The organism is Pelagibacterium mangrovi (genome assembly GCF_036662815.1).
Taxonomy (GTDB): Bacteria; Pseudomonadota; Alphaproteobacteria; order Rhizobiales; family Devosiaceae; genus Pelagibacterium; species Pelagibacterium mangrovi.
In genome coordinates this window covers 1-26,152 of sequence record NZ_JBAFXA010000012.1, presented here as the reverse complement: position 1 = coordinate 26,152, position 26,152 = coordinate 1, and the positions used below count along the sequence as shown (strand labels likewise).

The following is a 26,152-nucleotide window of genomic DNA, read 5'->3' as shown; positions in this document are numbered from 1 at the left end:
CTTACAGTCTGAGTTCGGCGACGAAATCATAGGCGTCGCCGCGATAGATGGAGCGGGTGAATTCGATAATCCGCCCCGAGGCGAGATAGGAGGTGCGCTCGATCTTGAGGCTCGCCGCCCCCACGGGCACGTCGAGCAGATCGGCGTCCTGTCGCTCCAGATTGACGGCGGCGAGCCGCTGGATCGCCCGTACCGGGCGGTTGCCATCCCGTTCGAGATGGGCATAGAGCGAAGCGTCGATCGCGCCGGGGTCGGGCAGGATCGAGGCGGCGAGCGAAGCGCGCTCGATGGCCAGCGGATTGCCGTCGGCGATGCGCAACCGGTTGACCCGCGCCACCTTCTCGCCTGCCCCCAGCCCCAGGACCACCGCTTCCTGCGGGGAAGGGTCGTAAAGCCCCCTGTCGAGCCAGAGATTGCTCATCGTTCGCCCCCGGCGCGCCATGTCCTCGGTAAAGGAGGTCAATGTCGAAAGCGGCTGTTCCACCTTCTCGATGCGCGCCGCAACGAATGTCCCCGACCCATGCCGCTGGATCAATATCCCGTCGGCCACCAGATGCTGCACCGCCTTGCGCACCGTCACGCGCGAAACGTCGGCGGTCGCCGCGATATCGCGTTCCGAAGGCAGGGCGTCGCCGGGATTGATCAGCCCGGAATTGACGGCATCCTCGATCGAGCGGCGGAGCTTGAGATAGAGCGGCCCGCCGCCCCGCCCCTGCGCGGTCTGCCGGAAGATATCCTCTATGGTCAAATTCATCGACCGCTCCCCGCCTCGCGTTGCCGAAGCGCCCCTTGTTGACCTTCATAATACCAATATCAGGCCATTGGGAAAGCGCTCAGAACTGAAAATTCGGAAAATCCATTCCAGAACCCCGAAATTTAGGCGGTTTTTCAATTTCCCGCGGAGATGGATGTAAGAAAATCGTAACACCCACTGGACAAGTGGTATTTTTTTGGCACTATCGAAGACTTAGGAGGATTATGCATGCAATCGAGGGGCGACATGCAGATCGGAAATTCGGCGGGAGGGCCGCGTCCATGAGCGCGCCGGTATCGACCGAATTCGGAGACCCCCGCTACGCCGGTCTCGACGCATGGGAAGATACCGCTATCCTGGGCGCCCTTCTCGACGGTCAGCGACGCGGCCTTGATGCCGTTGCGCCCGCCCTTCCCCAGATTGCCTGCGCCGCCGAACTCGCGGCCTCCGCGCTCCGGGCCGGTGGGCGTCTCGTCTATATGGGCGCCGGCAGTCCCGGCCTCATCGCGCTCACCGACGCGCTCGAAATCCCCCAGACCTATGGCATCGCGCGGGACCGTATCCTGGTGCTGATGGCGGGCGGGCTGGCCATGACCGAGGAATTGCTCGGCGGCCCGGAGGACGACGCGCAAGCGGGCGCCGCCGATATCGCCGCCGCTGGCATCGGGCCAAATGATTTCGTCATCTGCCTTTCGGCCAGTGGCACCACGCGCTACACGGTTGCGGGCCTGCGCGCCGCCAGGGCCGCCGGGGCCAAGACCGCCGGCATCGCGGGCAACGCCAATACTCCGCTGCTTGCGGAAGCCGACGTCGCGATCCTGCTCGCCAGCGGAGCGGAAGTGATTTCCGGCTCCACCCGCATGGCCGCCGGCACGGCGCAGAAGGCCACCCTCAACATGCTCTCCACCCTGATCGGGGTGCGCATGGGCCATGTGCACGACAATCTCATGGTCAACGTCACCGCCGACAACGCCAAGCTGGTGCTGCGCGCCACCGGCATCGTGGCGCGCGCCGCGGGCGTTGCCCCGGACATCGCGGCAGAGGCCATGGCCGCCGCCAACAATGACGTCAAGCCCGCGATCCTTGTGGCCGCGGGCGCAAAAAATCCGGCCGAGGCGCGGGACCTGCTCGCGCGATCGGGCGGTGTCGTGCGCAAGGCGCTCGCCCTTCTGGGCGCGGCCTGAGCCGACAATAAAAAGGGAATCCCCCTCCGGTCCGCCGGATGGGATAACAAAGAGAGGAACCATCATGATCACCAAAACCAGACTGCTCAGCGGCAGTGCCGGGCTCGTTCTCGCCCTGGCCGCATCCCCGCTCGTGGCACAGGAAACCACCCTCGTCATCGAAAGCTGGCGCAATGACGATCTGACCATCTGGCAGCAGACGCTGATCCCGGCCTTCGAGGCCGCCCATCCGGAAATCAACGTCGAATTCCAGCCCACCGCGCCCACCGAATACAACGCGGCGCTCAATGCCAAGCTCGACGCGGGCTCGGCCGGCGACATCATCACCTGCCGCCCGTTCGACGCCTCGCTCGCCTTGTTCCAGGCCGGCCAGCTCGCCGACCTGACCGATCTCGACGGCATGGAGAACTTCTCCGACGTCGCCAAATCGGCCTGGTCGACCGATGACGGCAGCCAAACCTTCTGCGTCCCCATGGCCTCGGTGATCCACGGCTTCATCTACAACGCCGACGCCTTCGCCGAACTCGGGCTCGAAGAACCCACGACCGAAGAAGAGTTCTTCGCCGTCCTCGACGCCATCCAGGCCGATGGTACCTATATCCCCCTCGCCATCGGCGCCGTCGATCAGTGGGAAGCGGCCTCGATGGGCTATCACAATATCGGGCCGGCCTATTGGCACGGCGAGGAAGGCCGTCAGGCCCTGATCGCGGGCGAAGCCAAATTTACCGACGAGGAATGGATTGAACCGCTCCGGGTCCTGGCCCGCTGGGGCGAGTATGCCGGCGATGGTTATCTGGCCCAGACCTATCCCGACAGCCAGAACCTGTTCACCCTGGGCCGTGCCGCCATCTTCCCGGCCGGCTCGTGGGAAATCGCGCTGTTCGAGGAGCAGGCCGATTTCGCCATGGGCGCCTTCCCGCCCCCGATCGCGGCCGGTGGTGACACCTGCTACATCTCGGATCATAACGACATCGGCATCGGCTTGAACGCCGCCAGCCCCAACGCGGAGGCGGCCCGCACCTTCCTTTCCTGGGTCGCATCGAGCGAATTCGCCTCGCTCTATTCCAACGCCCTGCCCGGCTTCTTTGCGCTTTCGAGCGAGCCGGTCACCATCGAGAACGAGCTCGCCAACGAATTCGTCTCCTGGCGCGAGACCTGTGAATCGACCATCCGGCCGACCTATCAGATTCTCTCGCGCGGCACGCCGAACCTGGAAAACGACAACTGGCTGCACGCCGCCAACGTTCTGGCCGGCACCGAATCCCCCGAAGACGCCGGCGCGGCGATCCAGGCGGGCCTCGATAGCTGGTACACGCCGGGCATGTACGAATAAGCTTGCAAGCCGTTGGGCCTTGCCGACGCTGAACTGGACCCCGGGAATAAATCCCGGGGTGACAGCTTGGGAGTAAGGCAATGCTCTGCCCCGAACTCTCGATTGTCATTCCGGGATTTATTCCCGGAATCCAGCACCAACGCCTCCAAACGGCACGGCGCTTCTCGTGACTTTCACCGCCCAAGGATCACCCATGACGGCAACCACCGAGCACAAGCCCCCGCGCCGCTGGCATATCGCCGTGTTCCTCGCCCCGGCGGTGCTGGTTTACACCGCCATCATGATCATCCCGCTGTTCTCGACCCTCATCCAGTCGCTGTTCAACACAGTCGACGGCCAGCGCGCCTTCGTCGGCCTCGCCAATTTCCAGACGCTGTTCTTCAACCCGCGCTGGGCCGCTTCGTTCTGGAACGCGCTCTACAACAATTTCTGGTTCTTCTTCATCCACATGCTGGTGCAAAATCCCATCGGCATCCTGCTCGCCGCCATCCTTTCCAACCCGAATTTGCGCCTGCGCGGCTTTTACCGCACCGCCATCTTCATCCCCACCATCCTCTCCTTCGTGATCGTGGGCTTTGCTTGGCAGTTGATTCTTTCCCCCCTCTGGGGCATCGCGCCGAACATGCTCGACGCCATCGGGCTGCGGTCCCTCTTCGCCCCCTGGCTAGGGCAGGAAGGCGCGGCGCTCACAACGCTCGCTCTCGTCTCGGTCTGGCAGTTCGTGGGCATCCCCATGATGTTGATCTACGCGGCCCTGCTCTCGATCCCCGATGAGGTGATCGAAGCGGCCGAGATCGACGGGGTCACCGGCACCAGCCAGTTCTTCAAGATCCAGCTCCCGCTGATCCTGCCTACCGTCGGCATCATCTCGATCCTGACCTTCGTGGGCAATTTCAACGCCTTCGACCTGATCTACGTGACGCAAGGCGCCCAGGCTGGCCCCAATTTCTCCACCGACATATTGGGCACGCTGCTCTATCGCACCTTCTTCGGCTTCCAATTGCAATTGGGCGATCCCAACATGGGCTCGGCCATCGCCACCATGATGTTCCTCATCATCCTGATCGGCGTCTGCATCTACCTGTTCGGCATCCAGACCCGCATGCGGAGGTATCAGTTCTGATGGCCTCCACCGCCCGCACCACCCTTGCCAGCACCATCGCCGCCCACGCCGTGCTCATCGCCTATACGGTGATCGCGCTGTTTCCGGTGTTCGTCATCGTCATCAACGCCTTCAAGGCGCGCCACGACATCTTCAACGATCCCCTGGCGCTCCCCAATGCGGAAAGCTTCTCGCTGATCGGTTTCGAGACCGTCACCAGCCAGGGCAATTTCCTGCTCTATTTCCAGAACTCGCTGATCGTCACCGTGGTGTCGCTGTTCTGCGTGCTGCTGTTCGGCGCCATGGCCGCCTTCGCGCTCTCCGAATACCGGTTCAAGGGCAATCCCCTGATGGGTCTTTACCTGGCGCTCGGTATCATGATCCCGATCCGGCTTGGCACCGTCGCCATCCTTCAGATCATGGTCGCATCCGGGCTGGTCAACACGCTGACCGCGCTGATCCTCGTCTATACCGCCCAAGGCCTGCCGCTGGCGATCTTCATTCTTTCCGAATTCATGCGCTCGGTTTCGAGCGATCTCAAAAACGCGGGCCGCGTCGATGGGCTATCGGAATACCGCATCTTCTTCACCCTCGTCCTGCCGCTGGTCCGCCCGGCCATGGCGACTGTCGCGGTCTTCACCATGATCCCGATCTGGAACGACCTCTGGTTCCCCCTGATCCTCGCCCCCGCCGAAGCCACCAAGACGGTGACATTGGGCGCGCAGGTGTTCATCGGCCAGTTCGTCACCAATTGGAACGCGGTGCTGGCGGCGCTCACCCTCGCCATCATCCCGGTTCTCGTTCTCTATCTTATCTTCTCGCGGCAGTTGATCCGCGGCATCACCTCGGGAGCCGTCAAATGAGCGACCAAATCCGCGTCCTCGTCGCCGGTCTTGGAAACATGGGCCGCGCCCACGCCATGGCCTATCACAACCACCCCGGCTACGAGATCGTCGGGCTGGTGACGCGTGGCACCGCTCCGGTCCCGGCCGGCCTCGAAGCCTATCCGCACTTCACCGATTTCACCGAGGCGCTGGCCGAGACCAGCCCCGACCTTGCCTCGATCAACACCTATTCGGACACCCACGCCGATTACGCCGTCGCGGCGATGGAACAGGGCGCCCACGTCTTCATCGAAAAGCCGCTGGCCACCACTGTCGCCGACGCCGAACGCGTCATCGAAACCGCCCAGCGGCTGGGCAAAAAGCTCGTCGTCGGCTACATCCTGCGCCACCACCCCTCCTGGGTGCGGCTGATCGAAGAGGCCCGCAATCTCGGCGGCCCCTACGTCTTCCGCATGAACCTCAACCAGCAATCGGCCGGCCGCTTCTGGCAGACCCACAAGACGCTGATGGAAACCACCTCCCCCATCGTCGATTGCGGCGTCCATTATGTCGACGTCATGTGCCAGATCACCGACGCCAAACCCGTCCAGGTGCGCGGCATGGGCGTGCGCCTATCCAACGAAATCGCCCCCGATATGTATAATTACGGCCACCTTCAAGTGCTGTTCGATGACGGCTCGGTCGGCTGGTACGAGGCCGCCTGGGGCCCGATGATCTCGGAAACCGCCTTTTTCGTCAAAGACATCATGACGCCAAGGGGTTCGGTCTCGATCGTCATGGACGAGGGCGCGAAATCGTCCGATCACGAAACCCACACCAAGACCGACCGCATCCGCATCCATCGCGCCGATCTGGGCGAAAAAGGCGAATTCATCCACGAGGACGAAATGCTCTCCATGCAAGGTGAGCCCGGCCACGACGCGCTCTGCGCCGCCGAACAGGCCTATATGCACCGCGCCATTGTGGAAGACATCGACCTCACCCGCCACATGCAGGACGCCGTCCAATCGCTCCGCATCTGCCTCGCCGCCGACGAAAGCGTGCGGACCGGCAAGCCGGTGGATATGTGATGATCGAGATGAATACGCGCTCTCCCTTTGGAGCACCTTCGGCTGCCACACCTCCCCCCTTCTCCCCCAGTGGGAGAAGGTGCCCCGAAAGGGCGGATGAGGGGGCGCCAAGGGCGACAACTTTTATAAGAGGACACGCTGAATGACCGCCCTCGAACTCAAATCCATCAAGAAAACCTTCGGCTCCACCGACGTCCTGCACGGCATCGATCTTTCGGTCGAGGACGGCGAGTTCGTGATCTTCGTCGGCCCTTCGGGGTGCGGGAAATCCACGTTGCTGCGCATCATCGCCGGGCTTGAGGACGCCACCTCGGGCACCGTCGAAATCGCTGGCAAGGTGGTTAACGCCACCCCGCCCGCCAAGCGCGGCATCGCCATGGTGTTCCAATCCTACGCGCTCTATCCGCACCTGACCGTCAAGGGCAACATGTCGCTCGCCATGAAGCAGGAGGGCGCCGCCAAATCGGAAATCGAGGACCGCGTCGGCGTCGCCTCCAAAATGCTCGGCCTCGATCCCCTGCTCGACCGCCGCCCCGCCGAACTGTCCGGCGGCCAGCGCCAGCGCGTCGCCATCGGCCGCGCCGTGGTGCGCAAGCCCAAGCTGTTTCTCTTCGACGAACCACTCTCCAATCTCGACGCCGCGCTTCGCGTCAATACCCGCCTCGAGATCGCCCGCCTGCACCGCGAGCTTTCCGCCACCATGGTCTATGTCACCCACGATCAGGTAGAGGCCATGACGCTGGCCGACAAGATTGTGGTGATGAACGCCGGCTGCATCGAGCAGATAGGCACCCCCATGGAGCTCTACAACCGCCCCGCTAACCTCTTCGTCGCCGGCTTTATCGGCAGTCCGCAGATGAATGTCCTCGACGCCGCCGCCCTTGGCGAAAAATCGGCGAAAACCGTCGGCATCCGCCCCGAGCACATCGCCGTCTCGGAAACCTCGGGCGAATTGTCGTGCGAAGTCGTCCATATCGAACAATTGGGCGCCGACACCAATCTCTATCTCTCCAACGACAAGATCGGCCTCCTCACCGCCCGTCTCTTCGGCGAACACTATTTCGCCCCCGGCGCAACGGTGTTCGTCACCTTCGACAAGGCCAAGCAGCATCTGTTCGACGCCGAGGGAAACGCCATCCGCTAGCCCCTAATTCACCTTCACCGTCGGCAATCCCCACTTCGTCGTCCTCGGGCTTGACCCGAGGTTCCATGCCTCCACGCACTTCGCCAGAAGTGTGGCCCAGCCCCTACAACCCCTTCAAAAACGCCCGCGAGCGATCCAGGCACAGCCGCGCCGCCGCCTCGTCGTAATCGTCCAGCGACGGATCGAGGAAATAATGCCCCACCCCGGCATAGCGGTGCATCTCGACCCGCGCCTTCCCGGCCGTAGCCACCCAATCGGCGAAATACGCCTCGTCGTCGAACAATGCGCCGATACTGGTAGCTTCGCCCGTGGCGCCGCCTCCCATGGCGCAACCCCGGCATAAAACAGCAACCCCGCCGCTTCCGGGCGGCGCGCACAGAACCGACTGATAAACACGGTCCCGAACGACACCCCGGCCAGCACCGCATCCTCGGGCACGGCCTTCATCGCCGCTTCCGCCCGCGCGTCGATCACCGCATCGCCCACTTCGTCACGAAGCGCGAACCCCGCGTCGTAATCGTCGGCGGCCTTGCCCCCATAGAGGTCGGGCAATGTGACGACATGCCCGTCCGCCTCGAACACGGCGGCGAACTCCCCTTCAATAGGCCGCAGCCCGAGGACGGAATGAAAAAGAACGATATGAGCCATCCGATCGGTTCCCTCGCCAGTGGGTTCACCCCGTCAAGCCCCGCCCCCGCCGATGCGTTCCAAACCCGCGCCGGCCATTGTCTCGAGTTCGGCCCAGTGCGCCTGCATACGCAGGAATACGGTATAGTCCCGGTCATAGCGCGCCCGCGTGGCCTTGTCGGGCTCGCGCACCACCGAGCCGTTGCGCATCGCCCGCGCCGCTTGCGGCAGGTCGCGATAAATCCCCGCAGCGCTCGCCGCCGCCATGGCTACCCCCAGCAGCATCGCATCGCCATCAGAAAGCCTATGCACCCGGCATCCGGTCACATCGGCATAGAGTTCCACGAGCAGCCGGTTGCGCGCATGCCCGCCCGCCACATGCAGCGTATCGATGCCAAAACCCTTGGAGTTGAGCGTTTCGAGAATATGGCGCACCCCCAGCGCCAGCCCCACCATGGTCCGCCAATAAAGCCGCGCCAGCCCATCGAGCGAGCCATCGAGCGTCATCCCCGACACCACACCGAGCGCCCGCGGATCGGCGAGCGGGGAACGGTTGCCATGGAAATCGGGTAATACGTTCAGCCGAGGCGCCAGATCAGGCTCGCTCTCGCGCAACGCCTCGATCCGCGCGATCATCGCGTCATGGGTCTGCTTGCCGTCCGGGTGCATCGCCAAAAGCCAATCGAGCGCCGCCCCGGACGCCGATTGCCCGCCCTCGGAAAACCACACCCCCGGCAGCACCGCTCCATGATAGGGACCCCATATCCCCCGCATCGGACGCGGCTCGGGCGCCAGCGCCACCACGGCGCTCGACGTGCCCGCGATCAGCCCCAGATGCCGGTCGGCTTCTCCTTGGGCCAGCCCGCCCAACAGTCCCAGTGCCCCGGCATGGGCATCGACCATTCCCGTGGTCACCACGACCCCGGTCGAAAGCCCCAACTCCTCCGCCGCCCCCTGGGTGAGCGTACCCGCGGCGGCCCCAACCGGCGTCGCCCGCTGCGGCAGCCCGGCGCGCTCCAGCACATCCTCTAGCCCGATCGAGTCCAGAAAACCGCACGGCCAGCCCTCGTCCTCATGGGCGAGAAAGCACCATTTTCCCGTCAGCGTCGATTGGCTGCGCACCGTCGCTCCCGACGCCTTCCAGCTCAGGAAATCGGCGAGGTCGAACATCATTCCCGCCCGCGCCCACAGCTCGGGCCTGTTGCGCTTGAGCCAGAGGAGCTTGGGGATTTCCATCTCCGGCGAGAGCGCCCCGCCGGAAAATTCGAGCACGCGATGGCCCGTCGCGTTGATCTCCTCGGCCTCGGCGATCGCCCGGTGATCGAACCAGGCGATGGTGTCCCACCCCGCCGCGCCCTCGCCGTCGGGCACCACCAGCGAGCAGGTGGCGGCAAAGCCGATGCCCTTGATCTCTGCCGGATCGGCGCCCGCCTCGACGACGGCATCGCGTACCGCCTTGCACACGGCCCGCCAGATATCGTCCGAATCGTGCTCGCCCCGCTCGGCCCCTTCACGCCTAATGGCGATTGGGGCCTGCGCGCGCGCCAGCAGAGCGCCCGTCGCCGTCATCACACCGGCACGGGCGCTCGTCGTGCCGACATCGACGGCAACCAGAAGGGCTGACATGAACTCCCCCGAGCGTTCTGTCGCGCGCTCAGGCGCGCTTTTGGCGTTCTCGGAGCGATCTTAAAAGATTGGGCAGCATCTGCATATCGCCCAAAATCGCATCAGGCTCCAGAGCCTGCAATTGCGCTTCCAGCCGGGCCGGTCCCACATGCCCGCCGCCGGTAAAGGCGATAACCGCCATCCCAGCCGCCTTGGCCGCAGCGACCCCGGCGGGGCTGTCCTCGATCACCAGGCACCGGCCCGGCTGAACCCCCATCTCCCGCGCCGCGTGCAAAAAGAGGTCCGGCGCCGGTTTGCCGCGCGGGACCATGGCCGCCGAATAGATGTGCGGGAAGAACCGCTCATAAAGCCCCGTGCGTTTCAGGCTCACCTCGATCCGCTCATAGACGCTCGACGACGCCACGCAGGCCGGACTATCGAGCCGGCCGAGCATATCGATCACCCCCGGCATGGGCTTTAACGCACCCTCGTAGCGCGCATAAAGCCTGTGGCGCATGTCGGCCAGCGCCGCCTCGTCCATCACGACGCCATAATCGGTCCAAAGCGCCGCCGAAACCGTCTTGAGCGTCCGTCCGAGGAAATCGCGATAGGCCGCGTCGCGCCCGATGGTCACGCCCCGCGCCGCCACCGTCTCGATCAGCACGTCGATGGCGATGGGTTCTGAATCGACAAGCACCCCGTCGCAATCGAAGATGACGAGTTCCGGTTCGAAACCCGCCATCAGAGACGGTTCTCGATATAGCGCGTCAGCATCTCGCGCGTGCCCAATTCCCATATCGTGCGCAGCGCGTGAGAAAAGGCGGCCACATAATCGGGATGCTCCCTCGCCGCCCCGAAGATGTCCTTCATGGCGAGAAACGCTTCCGGATCATCCTTGGCCGCAATCGCGGCGGCCTGCAGCCGGTCCCAATTGGGATCGTTGGGTGCGATCCGCGCGCCCGTATCCGTCACCCCATAGCAATAGCGGCACCAGAACGCCGAAACCAGCGCCAAACCGGTCACCCCCGCGCCTTCCGCCAGCCGGTCGGCGACCGATGGCAACACGAATTTAGGCTGTCGGTTGGACCCGTCGAGGCACAGCCGCTGCACCGTGTCCCCGATCTTGGGGTTGGCGAACCGCTCGGCGATCAGCCGGCGATATCCATCAAGATCGGTATCGGGCACCGGCGGCACCACGGGGATGATCTCCTCGAGCGTGAGCTTTTCCAGATACGCCGCGACCAGGGGATGCTCCATCGCCTCATGGACGAAATGGATATCCATCAGCGCCGAGGGGTAGGCAATCGCCGCGTGCCCGCCGTTCAAGATTCTGATCTTCATCAGCTCCCAGGGCGACACGTCGGAGACGAAGGTCACCCCGACCTCTTCCAGCGCCGGCCGCCCGGCAGGGAAATTGTCCTCCAGCACCCATTGCTTGAACGTTTCGCAAAACACCGGCCAGCCATCGGCGATGCCATATTGGCTCGCCACGAACTCGCGCTCGCGATCGGAGGTCGCCGGCGTGATCCGGTCGACCATGCCATTGGGGAACGCCACCTCGGCGCGCACCCATCCGGCCAGTTCGGGGTCGATCAGATCGGCCAACCCCGCCACCGCGTTCATGGTCACCACGCCATTGTGGGGGATGTTGTCGCAGCACATCACCGTAAAGGGTGCGATCCCTTTCTCCCGCCGCGCCTTGAGCCCGGCAAGGATCAGTCCGAACACGGTTCTGGGCGCCTCCGGAGCCGCCGCATCGGCGACGATCTCGGGATGGGCCGAATTGAAATGCCCATGCGCGTCGAGATAATATCCGCCCTCGGTGATGGTCAGCGAGACGATCCGGATTTTCGGATCGGCGAGCGTTTCGATAATCGCTGCCCCGTCGCCCGGATCGAGAAAATCGACCATCGGGGCGGTCACCCGCGCACTCGTTCCGCCCGCCTCCTGCTCGATCACCGTCGAAAGATAATCCTGTCCCGCGAGTATCGTTTTCATCTCGCCGTCGGTCTGCCGCACCCCCGCGCCCACAATGGCCCAGTCATGGTCGCGACCGAGATTGAACAGATCGTCGAGATAGACCGCCTGATGCGCGCGATGGAAATTGCCCACCCCGAAATGGACGATGCCGGGGGAGAGGTTCTCATGGCGATAGCGCGGCACCGCAACCGAAGCGGGCAAGGTGGACAGAGCCTTAACGGTGAGTTTGATGCTCATCTTGGTATCCTGAAAACTGGGGAATTACGCAACCTCTGCGCACCCCTCACCCGGCCCTCTCCCTCAAGGGGAGAGGGGGCTCCTCGGGCAAGCCCCGAAACCCTTGCACAAGCGCTGCAGCGAGCTACCCTTCTCTCCTTGAGGGAGAAGGGGGCCGCGAAGCGGTCGGATGAGGGGTGCGCAGCGCTTCCACGGCCACCATCGCCAGTACCGATCCCCTTCATCACACCGCCTGCCCCCCGGCATCGAACCGATAGATCCGCCCCTCCGCCGGGCTCAGCCCCACCGTCTCTCCGTGCCCGAACGGCACGTCGCCCGAAGCCCGCGCGGTGAGCGTCCCCACTCCATCCACGTTGACGTGCAGGAACGTATCGGACCCGAGATGCTCGGACACCCCGACCACCCCGCGCCAAACCCCATCCTCGGCGGAAACGTTCAGATGCTCGGGCCGCACCCCGATGGTCGCCGCCCCGTGTCTTTCCGCCTCGGCCCCGTCGATGAAATTCATCTTCGGGGACCCGATGAACCCGGCGACGAATTTATTGGCCGGCTTGGAATAAAGCTCCAGCGGCGAGCCGTATTGTTCGATCCGCCCGGCATTGAGCACCACGATCTTGTCGGCCATGGTCATGGCTTCCACCTGATCGTGGGTCACATAGATCATCGTGGTCTTGAGCTTGTTGTGCAGCTCGGAAATCTCCAGCCGCATCGCCACCCGCAACGCCGCGTCGAGATTGCTCAAAGGCTCGTCGAACAGGAACGCCTTGGGCTGGCGCACGATGGCCCGGCCGATGGCGACGCGCTGGCGTTGTCCGCCGGAAAGCTGGCGCGGCTTGCGGTCGAGATAATCGGTCAAGTTGAGGATCGAGGCAGCATTGCTCACCGCCTGGTCGATGGTCTCCTTGCTCGCCCCCTCCATCTTCAACGGAAAGGCGATATTGCCGCGCACGCTCATATGCGGATAGAGCGCGTAGGATTGGAACACCATCGAGAGCTTGCGCTGGGCCGGCGCGGCGCGGGTCACGTCGGTCCCATCGATGGCGATCGTCCCCCCGCTCACATCCTCGAGCCCCGCGATCAGCCGCAGCAAAGTCGATTTCCCGCACCCCGAGGGACCGACGAACACCACGAACTGCCCGTCCTCGATATCGAGGGAAATGTCGGGGATGACGTTGACCCCGCCAAAGCTCTTCTCGACGTTCTTGAGTGTGATGGACCCCATTTCCGGCCCTCCCTTATATGCTGGTCGCGGTCGCGAACCGCTCCATGTTACTTGACCGCGCCGAACGTCAGCCCGCGCACCAACTGCTTCTGGCTGAACCAGCCCATGATGAGGATCGGCGCGATGGCCAGCGTCGAGGCGGCGGAAAGCTTGGCCCAGAACAGCCCCTCGGGCGACGAGTAGGACGCAATGAAGGTGGTGAGCGGCGCCGCGTTGGTGGTCGTCAGATTCAGCGTCCAGAACGCCTCGTTCCAGGCGAGGATGATGTTGAGCAACAGCGTCGAGGCGATGCCGGGCACCGCCATGGGGGTGAGCACATGGATCACCTCCTGGCGCAGATTGGCCCCGTCCATACGCGCCGCCTCGAGGATATCGACGGGGATTTCCTTGAAATAGGTGAACAGCATCCAGATGATGATCGGCAAATTGATCATGGTCAAAACCACGATCAGCCCGATATGGCTGTCGAGCAACCGCAAATCGCGGAAGATCAAGTAGATCGGTACCAACACGCCCACCGCCGGCAGCATCTTGGTGGAGAGCATCCACATCAACACGTCCTTGGTGCGTTTGGTGGGCGAAAACGCCATCGCCCAGGCTGCGGGCACGGCGATCAGCAAGCCCAGCAGCGTCGATCCCACCGCCGAGATCACCGAATTGGTGAAATGGCGAAAATAGTTAGAGCGCGACTGCACAGTCTCGTAGTTTTCCAGCGTCCAATCGAAGAACAGGAAGCTGGGCGGAATGGAGATCGCCTCGCCCTCGGATTTGAAGCTCGTCAAAATCGTCCAGAGGATGGGAAAGAAGATCACCAGCCCGATCGCCCAGGCGACGATGGAGACAACAACCTTGCGGCGGGTGGAAACTGCGCGGGCCATCGTTACGTCTCCAAATTCCGGCCGACGATCCGCAACAGGAAGATCGCGACGATATTGGCGAGGATCACCGCCACGATGCCGCCGGCCGAGGCCAACCCCACATCGAATTGCAGCAGCGACTGCATGTAGATGAGGAAGGTGAGATTGGTCGTTGCCGTCCCCGGCCCGCCATTGGTGGTGACGAGGATTTCAGCGAAGATCGAAAGCAGGAAGATGGTTTCGATCAGCATCACCACCGTCAGCGCGCGCGCCAGATGGGGCAGGATGATGTAGAAAAACATCGGCAGCGCCCCGGCCCCATCCATCTCGGCGGCTTCGCGCTGCTCCTCGTCGAGCGATTGCAGCGCGGTCAGGATGATCAGCGTCGCAAAGGGCAGCCATTGCCAGGCGACGATGATGATGACGCTCAGAAGCGGCACCTGCGCGAACCAGTCGATGGGCTGGAGCCCGAACACCCGCGCCAGCCAGGCGAAGAACCCGTTGACCGGATGCATGAGCATGTTCTTCCAGACCAGCGCGGAAACCGTGGGCATCACGAAAAACGGCGCGATTACCAGAAGCCGCACGATACCCTGCCCGACGATCGGTTGGTCGAGCAGCAGCGCGAGCAGCGTGCCGCCGATCAGGGTGATCGCCAGCACCCCGCCGACGAGGACCAGCGTATTGGTCAGCGCCGCCCAGAAATTGGGGTTGGCGAAGAAATAGCGGTAATTGTCGAAACCGGTGAAATATTCCATCCCCGGCATCAGAAGATTGTAGCGCTGGAACGAGAACCACAGCGTCATCGACAGCGGCACGATCATCCAGGCGAGCAGCAACAGCACAGCCGGCGCCATCATGAACCGCGCAGCGGTCTGGGTCTGTAGCGTTGCCATCGTGATTTCTCCCCTTAGTCCCGCCGGCTCCAACGCCTGCCGCGCCTTATCCCCCGCTTGTCACCCCGGGATTTATTCCCGGCGTCCATGGAGGCGAGCGCCCCTAAAAAAAACCGGCGCGGAGAGCCCCCACCCGCGCCGGCCTGGGAGGAGCCTTATTGGTTGTAATACCCTGAGCGTTCCATCTCCATGCGGGTCATCTGCTGGGCCTGCTGGAGCGCCTGATCGACGGGGGTCTGCCCGGCCAGCGCCGCCGAGAATATCTGGCCCACCGCCGTGCCGATGCCCTGGAATTCGGGGATCGCCACGAACTGGCCGCCGGCATAGGGCACGTCCTGCACCGAGGAATTGGTGGTGTTTGCCGCTTCGATCGCGCCCAGCGTCATTTCGGCAAAGGGCGCGGCTTCGGTATATTGGGGGTTCTGGTAGAGCGAAGTCCGCGTTCCCGGAGGCACATTGGCCCAGCCCTCTTCCTCGGCAACCATTTCGAGATAGCTTCCCGAGGTTGCCCATTCGATGAACTGCTTGGCTTCATCGACGTTCTGGCTTGATGAAGGGATGGCCAGCGACCATACCCACAGCCAATTGCCATGGTTGTCGAACTCCCCATTGGTCGGGAACAGCGCATAGCCCACACTATCGGCCACCTGGCTGTCCTCGGGGTTGGAGACGAAGGAGGCCGCGACCGTTGCGTCCATCCACATGCCGCAACGGCCCTGCTGGAACAGCGCGAGATTTTCGTTGAACCCGTTCGACGAAGCGCCCGGAGGGCCAGCTTCGGTCATCAGATCAACGTAATAGGTCAGCGCCTCATTCCATTCCGGGCTCTCGAACTGGGGCTCCCAGTTCTCGTCGAACCAACGGCCGCCCATGGAGTTCGAGAGGGCGGTGATGAACGCCATGTTCTCGCCCCAACCGGCCTTGCCGCGCAGGCAGATGCCGTAGACCTCGTTGGCCGGATCGTTGATGGCGCGCGCCGCTTCGCCGATGAATTCCCAGGTCGGGACTTCGGGCATTTCGAGCCCGGCGGCCTCGAAAAGATCGGTGCGGTACATGATCATGGCGCTCTCCGCATAGAAGGGAGACGCGTATTGGACGCCATCGACCGAAAGCGCCTCGCGCACGGCGGGGATCAGATCGTCGGCGTTATAGTCCTCGCCCAGAGCGTCGAGCGGGGCGAGCCAGCCCTGCGCTGCCCAGATCGGGGTCTCGTAAGCGCCGATCGTCATGACATCATATTGGCCGCCGCCGGTGGCGATATCGGTGGTGACGCGCTGGCGCAGGACGTTCTCTTCGAGCGTCACCCATTCGAGCGCGATGCCGGTTTCCTCAGTGAACCGGTCCGACAGACCCTGCATGCGGATCATGTCGCCATTGTTGACTGTAGCGATGGTCAGGGACTGGGCCTGCGCGCCTGCCGTTACGGCAAGCAGCGACACCGACCCGATGATGATCGAGCGAAACTTCATGTGATAATCCTCCCAGATACCCATATGAGCATTTGCTATATGCATGGGCAATTACTCACCTATTGCGACAAAATGTCAACCCCTTTTGCCCAGAGGTTGGGAAATTGCTCACTGCGAAAAGGCGATCTGGCGTTAGGGCGGCAGTAAACGCCGCATAGGCTCGAGACTTGTCTGCATATTCCCCGATCTCGACCCGTATATGGACGGTTATGCCAAGAGGTTTCGGGCTGTGTCCTCGTCGGTGATCAGCCCATTGATCAGCCCGCGCCCCAGCGCCGCCCGCATGGCCTCGACCTTGTTGGCGCCCCGCGCCGCGGCCACGATCAGCGTCTTTTCCCTAGACGGCAGCGGCGCCGACGCCACGCGGTCATTGGTCATGCCAGAGACGAATTCCCCCTTGGAATCAAAGACCCAGCCGATCATTTCCCCCACCGCCCCGGCCTTCTGCAGAGCCTTGAGCTCAGCCTTGGTCACGAATCCATCCTCGTAAAGCGGCGCGTTCGGCCCCAGATCGCCTACCCCCACAAACCACACGCCGGCTTCAGAGGCCAGCGCCAGGTTTTTCTCGATTCCCACCTGGCTGTGCAGCAGGTTCTTGTCGCGCTCGGAAACCGCGATCACTGGCAAAGGCATTGGAAAACTTGGTGCTTTTACCTTGTCGGCGATCGAAAAGATCACGTTGTAATAGGCTGCCGACCCGTCCGGGGCGATGTTGCCGGTGAGCGAAACGATCTTGTGCTGCGGGCAATCCATTGCCGGCAGCATCTCGACCGCCGCCTTGAGGGTTCGCCCCGTCCCGATCCCCATGACGACCGGGCTGGGCGAAGACAAAATCTTCTCTATTTCCAATGCCGTAGCGTCGGCGACGCCGAGCGTGGAGTCGGGGTGTCCGGGATCGGAGGGAACGATTTCGACGAAGCGCAGCGAAAACCTGTCCTTGAGCCGGGCGCCCAGCTCCAGGCAGTCGGCGATCGGATGATCGAGCCGCACCTTGATCAGCTTTTCGGAAATGGCAAGGGAAACAAGCCGTTGCGCGCTCTGGCGTGAGACCCCGAGTTTGGCCGCGATCTCGTCCTGCGTATTGCCGGCAACGTAATAGAGCCAACCCGCCCGGGCGGCGTCATCGAGCTTGTTGCGCGTGGTATCGGAGCGCGGCGGCAAATCTTATCCCCCTGTTGGAGCCCAGAGATATACTCCAATCAGGGTGGAAGAAAAGAATGGTAAGCTCAATGCCGTCGGTTCAGAACCACCGAAGCCAGGATACGAAGGTCGCCGACAAGCGAGAAATCGTCAGCATACCCGCCCCCTGTCAGGCCAATCAAGCCGGGCCGCATGGAAACCCCCGGACCAGACCCAAGCGCCGGTCCCACCAACGAAATATCGCCCCTGAGCAGATTGAACAGTTCGGGCAGCCGGTCCAGCCCGTTCTCCATCATGAAACGGCCCGCAGACCCCTTCGAAAAGACGAAATTGAGCCGCCCGAACATCCTGCCGCGGCGTCCCCGCGTGGGGACCGAAACCAGCGTGCGGCGAAAGGCGATGCACAGCCCGAGAATCGGCATCCACAGGGCAAACAGCGCCGCAAGAGCAAAGCCGATATCGATGAAACGCTTTATCGTCAGTTGCAGCCGGCGCGCCGACGTTATCGTCGCGGCACGCCCGCGCGTCTCGAACTCCACACTGTCGGAAAGCGGCATTTGCCGCGCGCGCGGCTTGGACCGCGAGATATCCTCAACCATCGCCTTCGCTGCCCCCTTGGCGAGACGTTACTCCTAAAACGAGGGAACTATTGCACAATTGGCGCAAATGGCCACGCCCAACCGGGTCGATATGCTTAAGGAGAAAAACGGTCGGGAACCGGATCAATTTTGAGACAACTTAATTGTTAAATTTCAGTTACTTGCCTGAATTTGTCCTGACAGCGATATAGTCCATTATACGGTTTTCCACAACATCGCATCGTCACTCCACAATATTTTTAAGCCATTGAGAATCTTACGATATTTTAAATTCAACCCTCGACCTCTCCTGCGCACCTATCGCATTTGTCCACAGCCCCCTGACCGCCGCCGCCAATCGGCTTAGATTGAAGGCAAAATCGGAACGCACGACATGGCCCTTCCCACGATCACCATTACCTATTGCACCCAATGCAATTGGCTGCTCCGCTCGGCCTGGATGACCCAGGAGCTGCTTTCGACTTTCGGAACCGAGTTGGCGGCGGTCACGCTGGTGCCCGGCACCGGCGGCATCTTCGAAATCCGTGCCGCCGAAACGCTGATCTGGGAGCGCAAACGCGACGGCGGATTCCCCGACATCAAGACCCTCAAGCGGGCGGTACGCGATCTCATCGACCCGGACCGCGATCTGGGTCATATCGACAGATGAAGGCGTTCGTCGCGCTTAAGGGCAAAGCACCGGAACGCCATGCCAAAGGGCGCGCGATTTCGCCAAAACGTTTCCCACGAACACGCTTTACCCTAGGCCCCGACGGCCCGATATTGTCCCCATGAATTCAGCGCTCTCCAAATGGAGTGCACACGATCACAGGAGAAGAGTAGAGATGGCCATTCTCATCGGAGATACCGCCCCCGACTTTACCGCCCAGACCACCGAAGGCGAAATCCGCTTCCACGATTATATCGACGGCCAGTGGGCCGTGCTCTTTTCGCACCCCAAGAACTACACCCCGGTCTGCACGACCGAGCTGGGTTACACCGCCAAGCTCAAGCCCGAATTCGATAAACGCGGCGTCAAGGTGCTGGGGCTTTCGGTCGACAAGATCGAAGACCACGCCGGTTGGGCCAAGGACATCGAGGAAACCCAAGGGTCTGCCCTCAATTTCCCGCTGATCGCCGATGACGGCACCATCGCCCGCCAGTACGACATGATCCACCCCAATGCCAGCGATACGCTGACCGTGCGCTCGGTCTTCCTCATCGGTCCGGACAAGAAGGTCAAGCTCAAGCTCGAATATCCCGCTTCGACCGGCCGCAATTTCGATGAAATCCTGCGCGTGATCGACAGCCTGCAACTGACCGCCAAGCATCAGGTGGCGACCCCGGTCAACTGGAAGAACGGCGAGGACGTGATCATCGTCCCGGCGGTTTCCAACGAAGCCGCCAAGGAAAAATTCCCCGATGGTTGGAACGAGGTGCGCCCCTATCTGCGCATCGTCAAGCAGCCCGGCGCATAAATGCTTCTCGAAAAGGGCCCCATCTCCGGGGCCCTTTTTCTTGTTACGCGCCTGCGCTCGCGAGCCGCAATTGCTCCTCGCGCTGGATCGCTCTCAGGCGGTTATCGGCAAGCCTGATCTGACGGCGCACGGAATCGCTGTCGCGCTGGAGCGAGCGGATTTCCCGCGCTAGGGCCGCCGCCTCCCCTTCCGACAGCCCGCCCTGCCGCAAGCGCCGGGCCAGCCTGTCGATATCGCTGTCGATCGAATTCAACTCCGCCTCGAGATCGTAGACACGTTCGGCGGCGGCGTGAACGCGGGCGAAGGAAACCCCGACATTGCCCTCGCACACCCCATAATAGCGCTCGCCGTCCAGCCCGACATCCGCCGCGTTTTCCAGCGTGCAATAGGTTCGCAAGCCCTCGGCGCGACCAGCTTGGTAAAGGGGCTGGTCAAGCCCGATGCCATATTCGGCGCAGGCATCGACATGGTTGGAAACATAGCTGGCAGGCCGGCCCTCCACGCCATCGGTAACCCCGATCGACCGCCAGTCACCGGCCTGGCACTGCTCCTGGCTCAGCGTGGCGCATGAGCCGAGCAGGCTTCCGATCGAAAGCGCGCAAAGAACGGGCAACCAGCGAGACATACGTGCCTCCAGGCGGGTGAAATCGCGAAAAGAATAGGCCGGTGCCCAACCCTCTGGCAAGGCGCCCTATTGGGCAGGCATCGGGCAACTGACGCCCGTTCCCTGAAGCCCGCAATATCCGCTGGGGTTCTTGGCGAGGTATTGCTGGTGATAGGTTTCGGCAAAATAGAACGGACCGGCCGGTGCGATCTCGGTCGTGATCTCACCCCTGCCCGCCGCCTTGAGGCCCGCGGCATAGCGGTCGCGGCTGGCGCGCACCGCCTCTGCCTGGGCGTCCGAGGTCGTATAGATCGCCGAGCGATACTGCGTTCCCACGTCATTGCCCTGCCGCATGCCCTGGGTGGGGTCATGTTCTTCCCAGAACGTCTTGAGAAGGGTATCGAGCGAAATCTTGCCCGGTTCATAGGCCACCATCACCGCCTCGGCGTGGCCGGTGCGGCCCGAGCAGACTTCCTCATAGCTGGGATTGGGCGTGATGCCGCCCTGATAGCCCACCGCCGTGACGTAAACGCCGGGCAATTGCCAGAACAGCCGCTCGGCGCCCCAGAAGCAGCCAAGTCCGAGATAGATCGTCTCGCTGTCCTCGGGATATGGTCCCTTGAGCGGGTGGCCGGAAACGAAATGGGTGGACGCCACCTCCATTTCCGAAGGTCGACCCGGAAGCGCTTCGGCCGGCGTGGGAACCGTAGAGGGTTTGGAAAACAGCGAAAAGGTCATGCGCGAACTCTCCATTGCGCTTGAACGCCCGGCAGCGCGACGCTTCAGTATTGGTCGATGCTGACCATGTGTCTGCGCGATCGGGACCGGCCCAGGACGGCCAGAACCAGACCGATCGCGCCGATAACCACCCATCCGGGCCATGCCAGCAATGTGGTGATCGTGGGCTCCCACAGCAAGGGATGCACATTTTCTTGAACCGCTGCCTGGACCGCTTCGAGCGTGCCCGGCATCAGGCTGGATATCGTCGTGGCGAGCGGGGTGGCGATGAAAGCGTTGGCGGCGAGCATGGCCGTGCCGTCGGCGACCAGCAGCACGACAGCCAGAGCCAGGAACGCGGCCGCAAGAATTCTCAATACCACACGCATCACTCTATCCTCAGCCTGACAAGGCCTTTCATTCTATCACGCCCGATCGCCCCGGACGCAACGGGATTTGCAAGTTTTGCTTAATCTTGAGCACTGAACGTTTCCTCGCTGAAAACGATCCGGAAAATGGGACAATATGGACATTATCCACCTTTTTACACCGCGCCCCCTTGGCAGCGGCGGCAAAGACGGATAATCGCTCACGCACACGGAGAGATGGCCGAGTGGTCGAAGGCGCACGCCTGGAAAGTGTGTAGGCGGGGAACCGTCTCGAGGGTTCGAATCCCTCTCTCTCCGCCATTCCTAAGCCATTGAAATTGCTAAGGTAGAATCCGAATCAGAGAGCGGGTTCTGTCACAGCATCCCGTCACAGCGACGGGAGTTTGTTCCTTGCTTGGTTCTGCATCATCCTTTGTTCACCGGCGAGGTCCGGTCTTCTGGTTCCGCAAGGCGGTGCCGGCGGACCTGATCGATCGCCTTGGACGGTCGGACATCCGCAGGTCGTTGCGCACATGCAACAAGCGGATGGCCCGGCAGAGGGCATGGACGCTGATCTTGGTGGTCGAGGAAGCATTTGCGGTATTGCGTGACGCGGGGCTGACGCCCGGCGTGCGCGCCGCGTTTGATGCCATCCTGGATCGCATAATGGACGACTTCGACCGCAACCAACGCGCCTGGGCAGAACGCGCAAAATACCGCATGCTCCTTGAAAGCCTCGGCACGGCCGGCAATGACAATGTTGCAGCGGAACGGCCGGAACAGATGGTCCGGGTCGCCGTTCCGTCCACCGTACCCCTTCCGACCGGTCCTCGTGCTGCGCCGACCGGCGAGCCGGCGCTCACCAGCGAAGGCGATCTTGCCGATCTCATTGCACAGGCCCTGCGAGAGGCCCAGATCGACCCGCGGGCGCGAAGGCCGCTCAGTTCGTTCTTGCCGGCCTACCTTCAGGAAAAGGCGGGGCAGGTGGCCTCCAAGACTTTGGAGGAGATTGGCACCAAAATCCGGATATTTACGACGGCGATCGGGGATCTCGAGGTCCATGCCTATACTCGGGAGCATCTGCTGGAGTTCCGGGATTTGCTCGATGAAATGCCTAAGGACGCGAGCAAGCATCTGGGAACGGACAGTCTGCGGGAAGCGATTGCCCTCAATGCGTGCCGTCAGGTTCAACTGCCGACTATCGGGCCGGTGACGGTCGAGGCGAAATATCTGAGTGCCGTGCGTGGTGTGTTCTCGCATCTGGTTGAGCGTGGCATACTCAAGAGCAATCCGGTTGCGGGTGTAAAATCCCGGCAGGTTCTGGACGATGTCGAGGACCTACTCGACGTGGAAAAGCGCCTTCCCTTCACCGTGGATCAGGTGCGCCGGCTCATCGCGCAGAGTGAGCGCGAAAGCCGGGTTTCTGCCGATTACTGGTGGCCGCGGGTCGCCCCATTTGTCGGATTGCGGATAGGCGAGTTCGCACAGTTGAACGCTTCCGATATCGGCGAACATCACGGTCGTCTGTGCATCGATCTCCTGCACACGCCGGATGGCGATCCCACCAGCGCGAAGCGGCGTTCCATGCTCCAGCTCAAAAGCGATGCGGCGTATCGGATTGTGCCATTGCCAGGGATCGTCCTTGAGAAGGGCTTTCCTGAATATGTCGAGGGCCGTCGGAAAGAGGCCGGTCCGTTAGCACCGCTCTTCCCGGATGAGGCCCCTGACCGGCACGGGCTCTTTGGCCAGAATCTCTCGAAAAGGATCGGCCGGGACATCGATCGGATTTCGGACGATCCGCGCCTCGTCGCGCATTCCGGAAGGCATTTCTTCGCTGCCTGCTGCGATGAGATCGGCATGCCCACTGCGCTCCGCAACGCATTCATGGGGCACGAGCCTGATGATGGTGATGACAGCAAGAAGCGCAGCCGCGGGCGTCACGTCAGCAGGCGCTACGGGTCCCCTGTTCCTTCGGCCGAACAGATGGCCTGGATCGACCGTCTGCAGTTCTAGGACTCGAGGCGGCGCCGGCGTTCGCCCCTTTGTGCCTTGCCAGGGATTGAATGAGTGTCCGCCTGTTCCGGCCATGTCGGCCTGAAACCATTTTCACCGGAGGTGGATCTTGCACATTCCAGAACCAGACGGAGACGGCGAAGGACCCGACCCTTCAGACCTCTCCACATTGCGAGCGAAACTAAGTCGTCTGATGGCAGACGACGCGGAGGCCATCCTTGATTTTCAGATGCCTGAGCCGGTCGGGTCGACCAAGGCCGCGGCCGCCCATCGGCGGCGGACGGCGCGCTACAAGAGCCAACAACTTCTTGCCCTGGCGCCGGACTCTCAGGCAGTCGCGCAGGCCTGCACTTATCTGGTGCTCTGGCAGCTGGAGCGACGGGGAAGAGAAGAACCCCATTTTCGCCGCCACTTGATCGAGAGTCTGACCAACGCGGGCTACGAGCGGGATCAGGTGGAGAGCACGCTGGACCGGCTTGCCACTGGCGTTCTTCGTCGTCGGGCCATGTGGCAGCGGGGGCAGATCCGCAAGATCTCCACGGCTCTGGCTGCGGCAATCAGGCGAATGAGGGAACGCTGAAATCGGCTTTCGCAACGCCTGTCCATCGCACCAGGTGAGTCACCTGGTGCGATGGAGTAACGTAGGTGCCGATCACCACTATGTCACCGGGTGATACCCGAGCGGTGTCAAGCGGCGATTGAGCGCAATCTGTTGCTGGCGAGCCAAAGAGCGTGGGCTGCCGCCAGCTTCGATACCTTCTGATGGACGTGTGCAAGCCGTGACAGCAGCGACCGCCTATTGGCATCTGCTGCCTGGTTGCGAAGCTGTCGGTCGGAAATCCTGACCTGGGTTTTGGATCCGGCGTTTGTTCCTTGCCAGACTTTGCTGCAGCTTCGGTCCATGACCGAACCCAACTTCAACATTGTCCTGCCCGCGGCGCCGGAGACGACGGTCGAGCTCGACGTGTCCGACATCTGGCGGCGCGCCGATGCGGCGAATCCGGCGCACCCGTATCTGGCTCGATACGCGCTGCCACCGCAGCACCTGCGCCAGATCGGCGATCATCTGGTCGCGCCGCTGACCACCCGAAACGGATCGCTGATCGGGCTGCGGCTTGTCGATCCTCACGGAGCCGAGGATGTCTATCCCGCAGTGGCAGATCATGTCTGCTTCGTTCTGGAGCATGATGCTCCCACGAGGACGATCATTGTTCAGGGTTCGGTTGCGGACGCGCTTGCTATTCATGCGTCTACCGACGCGCGGGTCCTCCAGGTGCCGTCTGCGACCGACGCGCTGCAGCTGCATACCCAGCTATCGGCCGACCGCCCCGCCAGACCGGTCGTTGTCGCATTTTCTTCAATCGAGGTGGCGGCCGCTTCGTCGCCCATCGGAGAGCGGCTTGCCTACGGACTGGCCGCACCGGGTCTCACTTGGGCCGAGCTTTATGTGCGCTCAGGTCCCACAGGCGTAGCCTCATGGCTGGACGATCCCGCCATCATATTTGGTGGCGTTGCCATGCCGGATTATCTGGCGGTTCGCGCGTCTGGCCTGTGGGCCTGCCTGGAGGGTCGATGCGTGTCGCGCATGGGCGGTGCCGTTGTCGCCATTGCCCTCTCACATGACGAGAACAAACAAGGCTGGCAGCGTGTGATCTTTATGCGCGACCGGGACGGTAGCGATCGTCATCTTTTCGTGCCGGAGCAGCTGTTCTGGCAGAACCCGAACAAGGTGGCCGGCACCCTCATCAATGCCGGCTTCGATCTTGGCACCGGCTATGCGGACCATCTTGTTCGCGGGCTGATGCAGACATCGGTCGAAAAGCGCCTTGTCGTAGTGGCCCGCCCCGGCTGGCACGGACCGCATTATGTCAAATCAGATGGTACGATCGGACCGCGCTCGTCCCGTGTCCCGGTTCTGGCCGGATCAGTCGGAACAGCGCCAGCAACTTCGGCTGATCGGGTCGAACTCTGGCGGCGTACGGTAGGCCGGTATTCAGAAGGTAACAGCCGCCTCGTGGCGGCGGTGGGAATCGCGTTGGGCGGAATCGCGATCGGTCTTTTTGATGCCCAGCTCGGCATCGGCCTGCATCTGCGCGGTCTATCGAGCCTAGGCAAAACCACGGCGCTTCGGGTTGCGGCATCCGTCTATGGACCTGCTCATAAAGAGGTGCGCTCCTGGAGTGCTACGGACAGTGGCCTCGAAGTTCTTGCAGTCCGCCACCATCACCGCTGCCTGATTCTTGACGAACTCGCGCAGATCAGGCCTGACGCGGCGGCTCAGGCCGCCTATCTCCTGGCAAACGGATCGGGCCGCCAACGGGCCAGTGGTTACGGACGTGCTCGGCCAGCCGAGCATTGGAAATTGAGCTTCCTGTCGAGTGGCGAGATCTCCCTCGAGCAGAAGGTGGCGGAACGATCGGGGGCGCCTCAGGTGCGCGAAGGGCAGGCGGTGAGGCTGATCGACCTGCCGGCCGATGCCGGTCGTGGCCACGGCATATACGAAAACCTGCATGGCCTTGCCGACGGCGCCGCACTATCCGATGCCCTCAACCAGGCGACGGAGCAGAGCATGGGCGACATCGCGGCTGAATTTGCCGGAGCCATAGCAAACGATGTCGAACAGGCTCGTCCATTCCTGCGCACAGAGCAGGAGCGCTTCGTCCGCAGCAACCTCCCCGATGAGGCGGACGGCATCGTCAGAAGGGTATACGCCAATCTGGGATTTCTGGCCGCCGCCACCGAGCTTGCGACGCGAAAAGGGATCTTGCCGTGGAGGCCGGGAAGCGGCCATGCCGGCATCGGTATTTGCGCACATGCATGGGTTACGGCCGATCGTGCCCCGTAGCGTGGTGTAACTGAGGCAGGGCCTCCGCGTTTTCCGGCTTGGCCGGGCTGGTCAGCGTGCGGGGACTGCCGGCAAGCTGACGAG

The 26,152-nt window shown here is 62.6% G+C and carries 25 protein-coding genes and 1 tRNA gene; 12 read left to right on the top strand and 14 right to left on the bottom strand.

Translation table 11 applies throughout. The features are described 5' to 3' along the window. Position 1: 1 nt before the first annotated feature. The gene (locus V4T21_RS18160; protein WP_332719551.1) at positions 2–754 is read right to left on the bottom strand and encodes a GntR family transcriptional regulator; all 753 of its coding nucleotides are present in this window, start codon (positions 752–754) and stop codon (positions 2–4) included. Positions 755–1,035: 281 nt separating this feature from the next. On the opposite strand from V4T21_RS18160, the gene V4T21_RS18155 reads away from it, so the two are divergent. The 6 genes from V4T21_RS18155 to V4T21_RS18130 all read left to right on the top strand — a co-directional run bounded on the left by V4T21_RS18155 (position 1,036) and on the right by V4T21_RS18130 (position 7,432). Further along, complete coding sequence (locus V4T21_RS18155) at positions 1,036–1,938, top strand: N-acetylmuramic acid 6-phosphate etherase (protein WP_332719549.1); 903 nt, start codon at positions 1,036–1,038, stop codon at positions 1,936–1,938. 64 nt (positions 1,939–2,002) lie between these two features. Next, complete coding sequence (locus V4T21_RS18150; RefSeq protein ID WP_332719546.1) at positions 2,003–3,271, top strand: ABC transporter substrate-binding protein; 1,269 nt, start codon at positions 2,003–2,005, stop codon at positions 3,269–3,271. Positions 3,272–3,464: 193 nt separating this feature from the next. Then, the gene (locus V4T21_RS18145) at positions 3,465–4,394 is read left to right on the top strand and encodes a carbohydrate ABC transporter permease (protein WP_332719543.1); all 930 of its coding nucleotides are present in this window, start codon (positions 3,465–3,467) and stop codon (positions 4,392–4,394) included. Continuing rightward, positions 4,394–5,236, top strand: coding sequence for a carbohydrate ABC transporter permease (locus V4T21_RS18140; RefSeq protein WP_332719541.1), 843 nt, complete (start codon positions 4,394–4,396; stop codon positions 5,234–5,236). Before V4T21_RS18145 ends, V4T21_RS18140 begins: the two co-directional genes overlap by 1 nt. Beyond that, positions 5,233–6,288: a Gfo/Idh/MocA family protein gene (locus V4T21_RS18135; RefSeq protein ID WP_332719539.1), complete on the top strand. Its 1,056-nt coding sequence runs from the start codon at positions 5,233–5,235 to the stop codon at positions 6,286–6,288. The genes V4T21_RS18140 and V4T21_RS18135 overlap by 4 nt, the downstream gene beginning before the upstream one ends. Positions 6,289–6,430: 142 nt before the next feature. Further along, complete coding sequence (locus V4T21_RS18130; protein WP_332719537.1) at positions 6,431–7,432, top strand: ABC transporter ATP-binding protein; 1,002 nt, start codon at positions 6,431–6,433, stop codon at positions 7,430–7,432. Positions 7,433–7,546: 114 nt separating this feature from the next. On the opposite strand, the gene V4T21_RS18125 is transcribed toward V4T21_RS18130, so the two are convergent. From V4T21_RS18125 to V4T21_RS18080, 10 genes are all read right to left on the bottom strand, one after another. After that, positions 7,547–8,080 carry a dienelactone hydrolase family protein gene (locus tag V4T21_RS18125; protein WP_332719535.1) on the bottom strand — a complete coding sequence of 178 codons (534 nt, stop codon included), beginning with the start codon at positions 8,078–8,080 and terminating at the stop codon, positions 7,547–7,549. A 33-nt stretch (positions 8,081–8,113) separates the two neighbouring features. Next, positions 8,114–9,685, bottom strand: a complete 1,572-nt coding sequence (locus V4T21_RS18120) for an FGGY-family carbohydrate kinase (RefSeq protein WP_332719533.1) — start codon at positions 9,683–9,685, stop codon at positions 8,114–8,116. 28 nt (positions 9,686–9,713) lie between these two features. Beyond that, on the bottom strand, positions 9,714–10,406 hold the full coding sequence (locus V4T21_RS18115) for an HAD family hydrolase (RefSeq protein ID WP_332719531.1): 693 nt from the start codon (positions 10,404–10,406) through the stop codon (positions 9,714–9,716). Next, positions 10,406–11,881, bottom strand: a complete 1,476-nt coding sequence (locus V4T21_RS18110) for a mannitol dehydrogenase family protein (protein WP_332719529.1) — start codon at positions 11,879–11,881, stop codon at positions 10,406–10,408. Before V4T21_RS18110 ends, V4T21_RS18115 begins: the two co-directional genes overlap by 1 nt. A 223-nt stretch (positions 11,882–12,104) precedes the next feature. Next, positions 12,105–13,103: an ABC transporter ATP-binding protein gene (locus V4T21_RS18105; protein ID WP_332719527.1), complete on the bottom strand. Its 999-nt coding sequence runs from the start codon at positions 13,101–13,103 to the stop codon at positions 12,105–12,107. A gap of 47 nt (positions 13,104–13,150) precedes the next feature. After that, complete coding sequence (locus tag V4T21_RS18100) at positions 13,151–13,981, bottom strand: carbohydrate ABC transporter permease (RefSeq protein ID WP_332719525.1); 831 nt, start codon at positions 13,979–13,981, stop codon at positions 13,151–13,153. A 2-nt stretch (positions 13,982–13,983) separates the two neighbouring features. Continuing rightward, a complete protein-coding gene (locus tag V4T21_RS18095) occupies positions 13,984–14,856 on the bottom strand; it encodes a carbohydrate ABC transporter permease (protein ID WP_332719523.1) in 873 nt (290 codons plus the stop codon). Between the two features lie 155 nt (positions 14,857–15,011). Next, complete coding sequence (locus V4T21_RS18090) at positions 15,012–16,325, bottom strand: ABC transporter substrate-binding protein (RefSeq protein WP_332719521.1); 1,314 nt, start codon at positions 16,323–16,325, stop codon at positions 15,012–15,014. A gap of 207 nt (positions 16,326–16,532) precedes the next feature. Beyond that, positions 16,533–17,486, bottom strand: coding sequence for a sugar-binding transcriptional regulator (locus tag V4T21_RS18085; RefSeq protein ID WP_332719519.1), 954 nt, complete (start codon positions 17,484–17,486; stop codon positions 16,533–16,535). 65 nt (positions 17,487–17,551) lie between these two features. Then, positions 17,552–18,064: a sugar transferase gene (locus V4T21_RS18080; protein WP_332719517.1), complete on the bottom strand. Its 513-nt coding sequence runs from the start codon at positions 18,062–18,064 to the stop codon at positions 17,552–17,554. Between the two features lie 373 nt (positions 18,065–18,437). On the opposite strand from V4T21_RS18080, the gene V4T21_RS18075 reads away from it, so the two are divergent. Together V4T21_RS18075 and V4T21_RS18070 are read left to right on the top strand one after the other, a co-directional pair. Next, positions 18,438–18,713: an Rdx family protein gene (locus V4T21_RS18075; RefSeq protein WP_332719514.1), complete on the top strand. Its 276-nt coding sequence runs from the start codon at positions 18,438–18,440 to the stop codon at positions 18,711–18,713. A gap of 175 nt (positions 18,714–18,888) precedes the next feature. Next, complete coding sequence (locus V4T21_RS18070) at positions 18,889–19,521, top strand: peroxiredoxin (protein WP_332719512.1); 633 nt, start codon at positions 18,889–18,891, stop codon at positions 19,519–19,521. A 43-nt stretch (positions 19,522–19,564) separates the two neighbouring features. On the opposite strand, the gene V4T21_RS18065 is transcribed toward V4T21_RS18070, so the two are convergent. The 3 genes from V4T21_RS18065 to V4T21_RS18055 form a co-directional block, all read right to left on the bottom strand. Then, positions 19,565–20,146: a DUF2799 domain-containing protein gene (locus V4T21_RS18065; RefSeq protein ID WP_332719510.1), complete on the bottom strand. Its 582-nt coding sequence runs from the start codon at positions 20,144–20,146 to the stop codon at positions 19,565–19,567. 66 nt (positions 20,147–20,212) lie between these two features. Next, the gene (gene msrA, locus V4T21_RS18060) at positions 20,213–20,863 is read right to left on the bottom strand and encodes a peptide-methionine (S)-S-oxide reductase MsrA (RefSeq protein WP_332719508.1); all 651 of its coding nucleotides are present in this window, start codon (positions 20,861–20,863) and stop codon (positions 20,213–20,215) included. Positions 20,864–20,907: 44 nt separating this feature from the next. Next, on the bottom strand, positions 20,908–21,231 hold the full coding sequence (locus tag V4T21_RS18055; RefSeq protein WP_332719506.1) for a hypothetical protein: 324 nt from the start codon (positions 21,229–21,231) through the stop codon (positions 20,908–20,910). Positions 21,232–21,441: 210 nt separating this feature from the next. On the opposite strand from V4T21_RS18055, the gene V4T21_RS18050 reads away from it, so the two are divergent. The 4 genes from V4T21_RS18050 to V4T21_RS18035 all read left to right on the top strand — a co-directional run bounded on the left by V4T21_RS18050 (position 21,442) and on the right by V4T21_RS18035 (position 26,068). Then, positions 21,442–21,531, top strand: a tRNA-Ser gene (locus tag V4T21_RS18050). Positions 21,532–21,621: 90 nt separating this feature from the next. After that, positions 21,622–23,223: a DUF6538 domain-containing protein gene (locus V4T21_RS18045; RefSeq protein ID WP_332719504.1), complete on the top strand. Its 1,602-nt coding sequence runs from the start codon at positions 21,622–21,624 to the stop codon at positions 23,221–23,223. Positions 23,224–23,416: 193 nt separating this feature from the next. Next, positions 23,417–23,803, top strand: coding sequence for a hypothetical protein (locus V4T21_RS18040; protein ID WP_332719502.1), 387 nt, complete (start codon positions 23,417–23,419; stop codon positions 23,801–23,803). A gap of 321 nt (positions 23,804–24,124) precedes the next feature. After that, a complete protein-coding gene (locus V4T21_RS18035) occupies positions 24,125–26,068 on the top strand; it encodes a DUF927 domain-containing protein (RefSeq protein ID WP_332719499.1) in 1,944 nt (647 codons plus the stop codon). The last annotated feature ends 84 nt before the right edge of the window (positions 26,069–26,152 follow it).

Excerpts from the sequence above, each read along its gene's own strand:
- V4T21_RS18160 (WP_332719551.1), bottom strand. The coding sequence starts at position 754 with ATGAATTTGACCATAGAGGATATCTTCCGGCAGACCGCGCAGGGGCGG.
- V4T21_RS18155 (WP_332719549.1), top strand. The coding sequence starts at position 1,036 with ATGAGCGCGCCGGTATCGACCGAATTCGGAGACCCCCGCTACGCCGGT.
- V4T21_RS18150 (WP_332719546.1), top strand. The coding sequence starts at position 2,003 with ATGATCACCAAAACCAGACTGCTCAGCGGCAGTGCCGGGCTCGTTCTC.
- V4T21_RS18145 (WP_332719543.1), top strand. The coding sequence starts at position 3,465 with ATGACGGCAACCACCGAGCACAAGCCCCCGCGCCGCTGGCATATCGCC.
- V4T21_RS18140 (WP_332719541.1), top strand. The coding sequence starts at position 4,394 with ATGGCCTCCACCGCCCGCACCACCCTTGCCAGCACCATCGCCGCCCAC.
- V4T21_RS18135 (WP_332719539.1), top strand. The coding sequence starts at position 5,233 with ATGAGCGACCAAATCCGCGTCCTCGTCGCCGGTCTTGGAAACATGGGC.
- V4T21_RS18130 (WP_332719537.1), top strand. The coding sequence starts at position 6,431 with ATGACCGCCCTCGAACTCAAATCCATCAAGAAAACCTTCGGCTCCACC.
- V4T21_RS18125 (WP_332719535.1), bottom strand. The coding sequence starts at position 8,080 with ATGGCTCATATCGTTCTTTTTCATTCCGTCCTCGGGCTGCGGCCTATT.
- V4T21_RS18120 (WP_332719533.1), bottom strand. The coding sequence starts at position 9,685 with ATGTCAGCCCTTCTGGTTGCCGTCGATGTCGGCACGACGAGCGCCCGT.
- V4T21_RS18115 (WP_332719531.1), bottom strand. The coding sequence starts at position 10,406 with ATGGCGGGTTTCGAACCGGAACTCGTCATCTTCGATTGCGACGGGGTG.
- V4T21_RS18110 (WP_332719529.1), bottom strand. The coding sequence starts at position 11,881 with ATGAGCATCAAACTCACCGTTAAGGCTCTGTCCACCTTGCCCGCTTCG.
- V4T21_RS18105 (WP_332719527.1), bottom strand. The coding sequence starts at position 13,103 with ATGGGGTCCATCACACTCAAGAACGTCGAGAAGAGCTTTGGCGGGGTC.
- V4T21_RS18100 (WP_332719525.1), bottom strand. The coding sequence starts at position 13,981 with ATGGCCCGCGCAGTTTCCACCCGCCGCAAGGTTGTTGTCTCCATCGTC.
- V4T21_RS18095 (WP_332719523.1), bottom strand. The coding sequence starts at position 14,856 with ATGGCAACGCTACAGACCCAGACCGCTGCGCGGTTCATGATGGCGCCG.
- V4T21_RS18090 (WP_332719521.1), bottom strand. The coding sequence starts at position 16,325 with ATGAAGTTTCGCTCGATCATCATCGGGTCGGTGTCGCTGCTTGCCGTA.
- V4T21_RS18080 (WP_332719517.1), bottom strand. The coding sequence starts at position 18,064 with ATGGTTGAGGATATCTCGCGGTCCAAGCCGCGCGCGCGGCAAATGCCG.
- V4T21_RS18075 (WP_332719514.1), top strand. The coding sequence starts at position 18,438 with ATGGCCCTTCCCACGATCACCATTACCTATTGCACCCAATGCAATTGG.
- V4T21_RS18070 (WP_332719512.1), top strand. The coding sequence starts at position 18,889 with ATGGCCATTCTCATCGGAGATACCGCCCCCGACTTTACCGCCCAGACC.
- V4T21_RS18065 (WP_332719510.1), bottom strand. The coding sequence starts at position 20,146 with ATGTCTCGCTGGTTGCCCGTTCTTTGCGCGCTTTCGATCGGAAGCCTG.
- msrA (WP_332719508.1), bottom strand. The coding sequence starts at position 20,863 with ATGACCTTTTCGCTGTTTTCCAAACCCTCTACGGTTCCCACGCCGGCC.
- V4T21_RS18055 (WP_332719506.1), bottom strand. The coding sequence starts at position 21,231 with ATGCGTGTGGTATTGAGAATTCTTGCGGCCGCGTTCCTGGCTCTGGCT.
- V4T21_RS18040 (WP_332719502.1), top strand. The coding sequence starts at position 23,417 with ATGGCAGACGACGCGGAGGCCATCCTTGATTTTCAGATGCCTGAGCCG.
- V4T21_RS18035 (WP_332719499.1), top strand. The coding sequence starts at position 24,125 with ATGACCGAACCCAACTTCAACATTGTCCTGCCCGCGGCGCCGGAGACG.